The 7,218-nt window shown below is 46.6% G+C and carries 6 protein-coding genes and 3 tRNA genes; 6 read left to right on the top strand and 3 right to left on the bottom strand.

Translation table 11 applies throughout. From position 1 onward, the window contains the following. Nucleotides 1–380: 380 nt before the first annotated feature. Nucleotides 381–1,643 (bottom strand): motility associated factor glycosyltransferase family protein, encoded by a 1,263-nt coding sequence (locus J0X21_RS08455; RefSeq protein ID WP_206811761.1) that lies wholly within the window; start codon nucleotides 1,641–1,643, stop codon nucleotides 381–383. A gap of 1 nt (nucleotide 1,644) precedes the next feature. After that, on the bottom strand, nucleotides 1,645–2,001 hold the full coding sequence (locus J0X21_RS08450; RefSeq protein ID WP_206811760.1) for a hypothetical protein: 357 nt from the start codon (nucleotides 1,999–2,001) through the stop codon (nucleotides 1,645–1,647). Between the two features lie 181 nt (nucleotides 2,002–2,182). Between J0X21_RS08450 and J0X21_RS08445 the strand changes: the two genes are divergently transcribed. The 6 genes from J0X21_RS08445 (at nucleotide 2,183) to J0X21_RS08420 (ending at nucleotide 6,724) form a co-directional block, all read left to right on the top strand. Beyond that, nucleotides 2,183–3,175 (top strand): deoxyguanosinetriphosphate triphosphohydrolase, encoded by a 993-nt coding sequence (locus J0X21_RS08445; protein ID WP_206811759.1) that lies wholly within the window; start codon nucleotides 2,183–2,185, stop codon nucleotides 3,173–3,175. Between the two features lie 216 nt (nucleotides 3,176–3,391). Further along, a complete protein-coding gene (gene dnaG / locus J0X21_RS08440) occupies nucleotides 3,392–5,212 on the top strand; it encodes a DNA primase (RefSeq protein WP_206811758.1) in 1,821 nt (606 codons plus the stop codon). Beyond that, nucleotides 5,202–6,374, top strand: a complete 1,173-nt coding sequence (gene rpoD, locus J0X21_RS08435; protein WP_206811757.1) for an RNA polymerase sigma factor RpoD — start codon at nucleotides 5,202–5,204, stop codon at nucleotides 6,372–6,374. The genes dnaG and rpoD overlap by 11 nt, the downstream gene beginning before the upstream one ends. A 59-nt stretch (nucleotides 6,375–6,433) precedes the next feature. Further along, a tRNA-Asn gene (locus tag J0X21_RS08430) sits at nucleotides 6,434–6,508 on the top strand. A 27-nt stretch (nucleotides 6,509–6,535) separates the two neighbouring features. Next, nucleotides 6,536–6,610 (top strand) — tRNA-Ile (locus J0X21_RS08425). Nucleotides 6,611–6,648: 38 nt separating this feature from the next. Beyond that, nucleotides 6,649–6,724 (top strand) — tRNA-Val (locus J0X21_RS08420). A 75-nt stretch (nucleotides 6,725–6,799) separates the two neighbouring features. Here the strand turns inward: J0X21_RS08420 and J0X21_RS08415 are convergent. After that, nucleotides 6,800–7,218: tyrosine-type recombinase/integrase (locus J0X21_RS08415; protein ID WP_206811756.1), on the bottom strand; the 419-nt coding region annotated here is incomplete at its 5' end.

Raw genomic sequence — 7,218 nt, 5'->3', positions numbered from 1 at the left:
TATGCCCGCGCAGACAACGAGATGAAGCGCAAAGTCATTGAGAGTGTATCGGTTATGACCGGCTCAGTTAGTCCGGAAGCTGAAGAGGCTACATGGGACGGCAACGAAGAAATGATCAAACGTCTACTTGGATTGGGATAAAACAATATCCCGATATATTGCTGGGGGCGTAATGAATTGTCTTGCGTTCCCAGCATGGTTTGAAAAATAATCGGAATACATCAAATAACGGAATATGCCCTATCCTCCCAACCGGCAAGAGCCAGCTATATTTTAACCAAAAATTACGAGTTTAAGGACTCAACCAAATTTGACAATTCCATTATCCAAATATGGATTCACTTATTCAGAAGAGGATATTATCTCTCCAGATGTGGTATTTATCTCGTTTCAAGCGCTCGCTTCAGGCTCATCGCCGGGGCTCCTTTAATTTGAGCCCCTTTGCTGGCGTTTATAAATCTAATGCCGGGATTTAAAGCAATGGCTTTTTCGATCCAATACTTGAAGTTTAACAAAGAAGTAGTTGTTTTTAAGTATGTGCCATCTACTCCCAGGACTTTTTTGTAATTTCCGTCTTCAGATACAGTGTTGTCGATAGAGTACATTTCCGTGTAGCTGGCGGTATGCGTTTTATTGTCAACGAAAGCAAGGTCTTGACCGACAAAAACAATGGGGTTTGCTCCGCCTTTGGTGGCGATAGATAGAATTGCGGTCGCAACAGATTTCCCGGTGTCGATTACCGTGTTCTGATCTTTAAGCTGATTATAGAAGATGTATTTTGGACCATTGTATTTAGAGACAGCTAAATGTGAGGCCGTATTAAGAAAGCAAAGAGGTATGCTAAGATTTTCATATCCACGAAACTGCTCGTACACGATTTCCTGACAATCAGTAATACAGACCATATCAGGTTCAAGGCCATTTTTCATTAAGGTTCTGAGCGAACTGCCTACGGCAAAAATCTTAATATACGGCCTTAAATCCCGCAAATCCTCGATGCTTTTATCCAAGGAAGGCCCCGCTGATACGAGGGCTACGATCTGGGACTTGAACGGATAAAGATCAAAAAATTCGTTGATGCTTCCGGCGCTCACAGCTGAATTCAAGACTGCATTACGCTCCATCTCTTGTCCAAACCGTTCAATCCCGATTTTGCCCAACTCATAATTAGTGATTACGTCTTTTATGCTTGCATAAACAGGGGGTAATACTTTAAGCGATGGCTTAAAAAGCAAGAGATCATCGACTAAATGCAGCTTTTCGGCTAAAGCTTCCACCAAATTGGTTGCAGGATCAATATAAAGCCGTAAACGGTTATCGCGCAGGAGATCCTTTATGATGCCCAATTTTGCAGCTATTTCCACGACTATATGATCCAAGTCAAATACATAAACCGTAGAATCCGGATCGAGTCTTGTCAATAGTTCCTTAATATGATAGCCCAGTCCCAACCCGTAGACAACGACATGCTTTTTGCCTAGATACAGATTTTTGCACCCATCGATGAAGGCAGTTGCTTCTTTGGAAGGATAATACCGGCTGTGAACCAAAATGTTATTTAGCGAAAGGGTCTTCGTTCCTTCTTTCGTTTCCAGAAGGCGGATTTCTCTTTGATATTGATCTACAAATGAAGAGGTTCCCATTTTAGCTTTGTTCTCCTAAAGATAGACGCAAGGTTTCGCGCCATTCTTCCAATACGGGTATGACCTCATATTGAAAGATGTCGCTAATCAACACATAGTCTTCTTTCTCGAACGAAGCCACAATTTCTTTAAAATGGTTATTCAAAGGTACAAGGTCAATCTTGCGCGCGTGGATGTCCTGTGTGAGATCAAGCGCTTGGGTGAGCCATTGAAAGCCTTCGACAATCGGTTCGATTAAATTGAGCCCCTTTAGCTCTTGCCCTGTTTGAAAGTGATTCACCGCTTGGTTGATGCCCTCAATTAAGCGATCAATATATTCACTCGCAGTATGTAGAACATCAATTTTCTGCTCTTTCATGCTTATTCCTCCATAATGCTTAAGTAATACCGACATTGACTCCATTCGCCTTCAATGCACCGAACTATTCATTAAATTCGGCAGTGTTCAACAAGACTCCTCTTTTTTCAACCTAAATAAGTGGTGCAAAATATGATAGAATCATCTTAGAATTCTCCTTTGTTTAGGGGGCATATAATAAATGGTTCGAGAAAGTATTCGTGAACGTACTGAAAGGGAAGAAGAGGAGCGGCTTTCCCCGTTTGCCGCTCTCAGCAGATATGCCAAGCGTGAGCGTGACGAACAAGAGTGCATGATCCGAACAAGATTCCAGCGCGACCGCGACCGCATCCTCCACAGTAAGCCCTTTCGCCGACTGAAGCATAAAACTCAGGTTTATATTGCCCCCACAGGGGATCATTACCGCACCCGCATGACCCACAGTCTGGAAGTGTCCCAAATCTGCCGCACCATCGGGCGCGGGCTCAAGCTGAATGAGGATTTAATTGAGGCCATTGCCCTGGGCCACGATGTCGGACACACTCCGTTCGGCCATGTGGGGGAAGAAGCTCTGCGGAATATTATTGGGCATTTCGAGCATAATGAACAATCCATCCGCATTTTGACTAAGCTCGTAAATGATGGCAAGGGACTTAACCTCACCGCTCCGGTTCTGGACGGAATCTTGAACCATACGGGTGAAGGCGTGCCCGAAACGTTGGAAGGGCAGATCGTGAAGATCGGAGACCGTATCGCCTACCTTTGCCATGATTACGATGATGCGGTGCGGGCTGGGCTTTTGTCCGCGCTCGACTTGCCCTCTAATGTACGCTCGGTGCTTGGGGACAACCCCAGCAGCATGATCACCGCTATGGTTGTGGATATGATCGCAGCCTCGACCGGGCAAAAGCAGATTGAGCAGTCAGAACGGGTGGGCCAAGCGATGCATGAGTTTAGAGAATTTATGTTTGCCCGTGTCTATAACAGCTCTACTTTGCGTGAGGAGCGGCGCAAAGGTCAATTCGTGGTGCAGACACTGTTTCGTCACTATCTTGATCACACTGATCAGCTTCCCGCAGGGTATTTCGAGTGGGCTCAAGGAGACAAGACTCAGGCTGTGGTAGATTATGTTTCCGGGCTTTCCGATAATTATGCCATTGATCTCTTTCAGGGCTTATTTGTGCCGCGACATTAAGCCCCACTCTCAGAAAAGATAGGTCTATTTTTTCATATAATTTGTCGAAGGTGGAAGGAATTAATGTTCTTAACAGAGAATAGTTACACCCTGACTATCTTCTATCTTTTTTCCAGGGTATGAAAAAGAGGATTCCACGATTTTTTGGCGAAGAATTCTATAGCTAAGGGTTGACAAACAGGAAAAATTGTGGCAGGGAGAAAAGGTTGAGTTATAGTGGAATACGGAATCCCGGAAGATCTTATTGAAGAAGTTCGTCTCCGCACCGATATCGTAGAAATCATTTCAGAATACCTGCCCCTTCAGCGCAAAGGGAAAAATTATCTCGGTCTTTGCCCGTTCCACACGGAAAAAACCCCTAGCTTCACTGTAACACCGGAAAAACAGATATTTTATTGTTTTGGCTGCCATACCGGCGGCAATGTCTTTTCTTTCCTCATGAAAAGGGAAAATTGGACGTTCATAGAAACCGTTCGTCATCTCGCTCAAAGAAGCGGGGTTTCCCTGCCGGAGCGTGAGCTTTCCGCCGGTGAGCGTAAAAAAAGGGAGCGCCGCCGCCGTTGGGAAGAAATTCACGAATGGACCGCTGCCTATTTTCAGGAAGTACTCTTAGAGAAAGCGGAGGGTGAAGCAGGAAGAAATTATTTGCTTAGCCGCGGTTTGGATGAACAAGCAATGCGTGCCTTTCGTTTGGGGTATGCACCCGCTCGTTGGGATGGTCTTGTTAAAACCCTCAGTGCGCGCGGGGTTAGTTCCTCAGAAATGGTCGAGGCTGGGCTAGGTTTGGAAACAGACCACTCAGGGGTTCAAGGGGTACGGGTATATGACCGTTTTCGCAACCGCGTCATCTTCAGTATTTTGGACAGCGGCCAACGGGTCATTGCTTTCGGCGGCCGGGTTCTGGATGATTCCTTGCCCAAGTATCTTAATTCACCGGAAACCGAGTTCTTTAGCAAAGGTCATCATTTATACGGCATGAACCGGGCCCATCAGGGGATCAGGGAACGGGGCTATGCACTCCTGGTCGAGGGGTATATGGATGTGATCGCTATGCAGAAGGCGGGATATGCCAATGCGGTTGCTTCCCTGGGAACTGCGCTGACCAAGGATCAGGCCAAGCTGCTTCGACGTTATACCACCAAAGTGATGATCGGGTATGATGCCGATGCTGCCGGGGTGCAAGCCTCGCTGCGGGCCGGTGAAATCCTAAGGAATGCAGGTTTCAGTGTGTACATCCTATCCTGGCCGGATGCCAAAGACCCGGATGAGTTTGTGCGCAAGCAGGGGTCAGAAAAAATTCGTCAGGTTATTGACGCAGCGCGCACATTTATTGAGTTTAAGTACAGTATATTAAGTGGTGACAGTGTTCCGCACACGATTCCGGAGAAGGCGGAACTGATTGCTAAATTGGCTCCGGATATTATAAAAGTAGTCAGTCCGGTGGAAAGAGAGGGGTATGAACGGTTTCTCAGCTTGGAACTAGGGCTTACCCTAGAGGCTGTTCAAAGCGAGATTCTGCGCCAGGAACAGAAAAAGCCCAAAAATGGACGGGAAAACGAAAATTCTCGCTTAGGACAGGATATTTCTGTAAAAAATAGAGATAATATCATTAGGTATGTTCAACCTGAACCGGTTGTGCCCATGGGGATTTACCGGGCCGAGATGGTACTTCTGCGGCTGATGCTCGAGTATCCTCCCTTTGTGTCCCGTTTTGAGAAACTATTAACGGCACAGGCTTTCAAAGTGATGGAACATCAAGAAATTTACCGCCGGCTAAAAAGCGGTGATTCCCTTTCGCAAGCGGATTTGCCTGAAAATATTCAGGGGAAACTCGCGGCGATTATGGTTGATGAGATAGAGCTTACACATCCTGAACAACTTTTTGAAGACTCTGTGCGCCGCCTAAAAGCAGGGCAAACAGAAGAAGACATTGCTGAGCTGCAAGAGCGCCTAATTATGCTGGAAAAATCAGGTGACCTGGCTGGAGCCATGGTTCTGTTAAGAGAGATAGGAGAGCGGTTAAGACGTGGCGAATAATAAGGTTATAGGTACCAAAACAAATGACCCGAAGGAAGGAGGTAATCCGGTGAGTGAAGAGGAATTAAAGATGGAGAGTGTCAAAAACCTCATCCAAAAGGGCCAAAATAAAGGTTCACTCACCTATCGTGAAATCATGGATGCCCTCCAGGGAATCGAACTCACCGCAGACCAAATCGATGAGATTTATGAACAGCTTGGCCGGATGGGTATAGACGTGGTACCTGAGCCTGAAGAAGTCGAAGAGGTGCTTGAAAAAGAAAACGATGACCTCTCCGAGGAGCAGGAAGAGATCGAAGAAACGGAAGTTGATCTCTCTGTTCCTGAAGGAGTGGGCATCGATGACCCCGTGCGCATGTACCTTAAAGAAATCGGACGGGTGCCGCTTCTGACCGCTGAAGAGGAAATTGAACTGGCTAAACGGATGGAGGCCGGAGATGAAGGCGCTAAAAGGCGCTTAGCCGAGGCCAACCTGCGTCTGGTTGTCAGTATTGCCAAACGCTATGTCGGGCGGGGCATGCTCTTTTTAGATTTAATTCAAGAGGGAAATCTTGGCTTAATTAAGGCTGTTGAAAAATTTGATTACCGTAAAGGGTATAAGTTCAGTACCTATGCCACCTGGTGGATTCGCCAGGCAATTACCCGCGCTATTGCTGACCAGGCCCGTACCATCCGCATTCCCGTGCATATGGTGGAAACGATCAATAAGCTCATTAGGGTCTCGCGCCAGCTCCTGCAAGAACTGGGGCGGGAACCGATTCCGGAAGAAATCGCCAAGGTAATGGACATTCCGGTTGAGCGCGTGCGTGAGATTATGAAAATTGCCCAGGAACCGGTGTCCCTGGAGACTCCGATCGGGGAAGAGGAAGACTCGCATCTAGGGGACTTTATTCCGGATGAAGATGCCCCTGCACCTTCAGAAGCCGCTTCTTTTATTCTTTTGAAGGAACAGCTCGAAGAAGTCTTGGAGACCCTCACGCCCCGGGAAGAAAAAGTCCTGCGCCTGCGGTTCGGGCTGGATGACGGGCGTACCCGGACCTTGGAAGAGGTTGGGCAGGAATTCGGGGTCACGCGCGAGCGTATCCGCCAGATTGAAGCGAAGGCTTTACGCAAACTGCGCCATCCCAGCCGCAGCAAAAAGTTGAAGGATTATTTGGAGTAAAAATTTTTTAACTTGACGCGCTTGGACAAATTTCGTATAATACTTGATGCAAAGGGCTTTCCTCGATAGCTCAATGGTGGAGCAACCGGCTGTTAACCGGTAGGTTGCAGGTTCGAGTCCTGCTCGGGGAGCCAATTTATTTTTGCCTTTTAGCGAGACAAGGGCCCATAGCTCAGTGGTAGAGCTGCCGGCTCATAACCGGTTGGTCCTAGGTTCGAATCCTAGTGGGCCCACCATTATCGTAGTTCGTGGTTCGAACATCGAACATCAGTACGGGCGATTGGCTCAGTCGGGAGAGCGCATCCTTCACACGGATGAGGTCACTGGTTCGATCCCAGTATCGCCCACCAGATTTGCAAGGGTTTCAGGGTTTAATGTCCTGATGAAAATAGCGTGTAGTGCAATTTGTAGTGCAATTTAGTGAATTACTTTCTTGCAAGCAGTCCGTCCATTTTGGCGGCTGCTTTTTTCTTTGTTTCCAGTAAAACGTCTGTGTAAATATTGGCTGTGATTGAAATGTCAGTATGACCTAAGATTTCTTGAATGGTTTTCAGGCTTTCACCTCTTTCAAGTAACCTTGTTGCGTAGGTATGTCTTAGTGCGTGTAAATTGATAGTATTTGGTAGTTTGGCTTTCTCTCGTAAGGAGTAGAATTTCCTGGTGAAGTTTCTTGGAATTATAGTAGTCCCTACAGATGAACAGAAAACTAAATTATCTTTGTTGAAACCCAAGTTTGGCGTAAAAAATTTCCAGTACCAGTCGTAGCAAGGCTTTGAGGCATACATCAATAATATTTTTGTCACTACAACGTATTTTCCAAAGATTTTGTTATCTGTTTTAATGC

It is taken from the genome of Paradesulfitobacterium ferrireducens, assembly GCF_017310645.1.
GTDB lineage: Bacteria > Bacillota > Desulfitobacteriia > Desulfitobacteriales > Desulfitobacteriaceae > Paradesulfitobacterium > Paradesulfitobacterium ferrireducens.
This window is presented reverse-complemented; position numbering and strand designations above follow the sequence as displayed.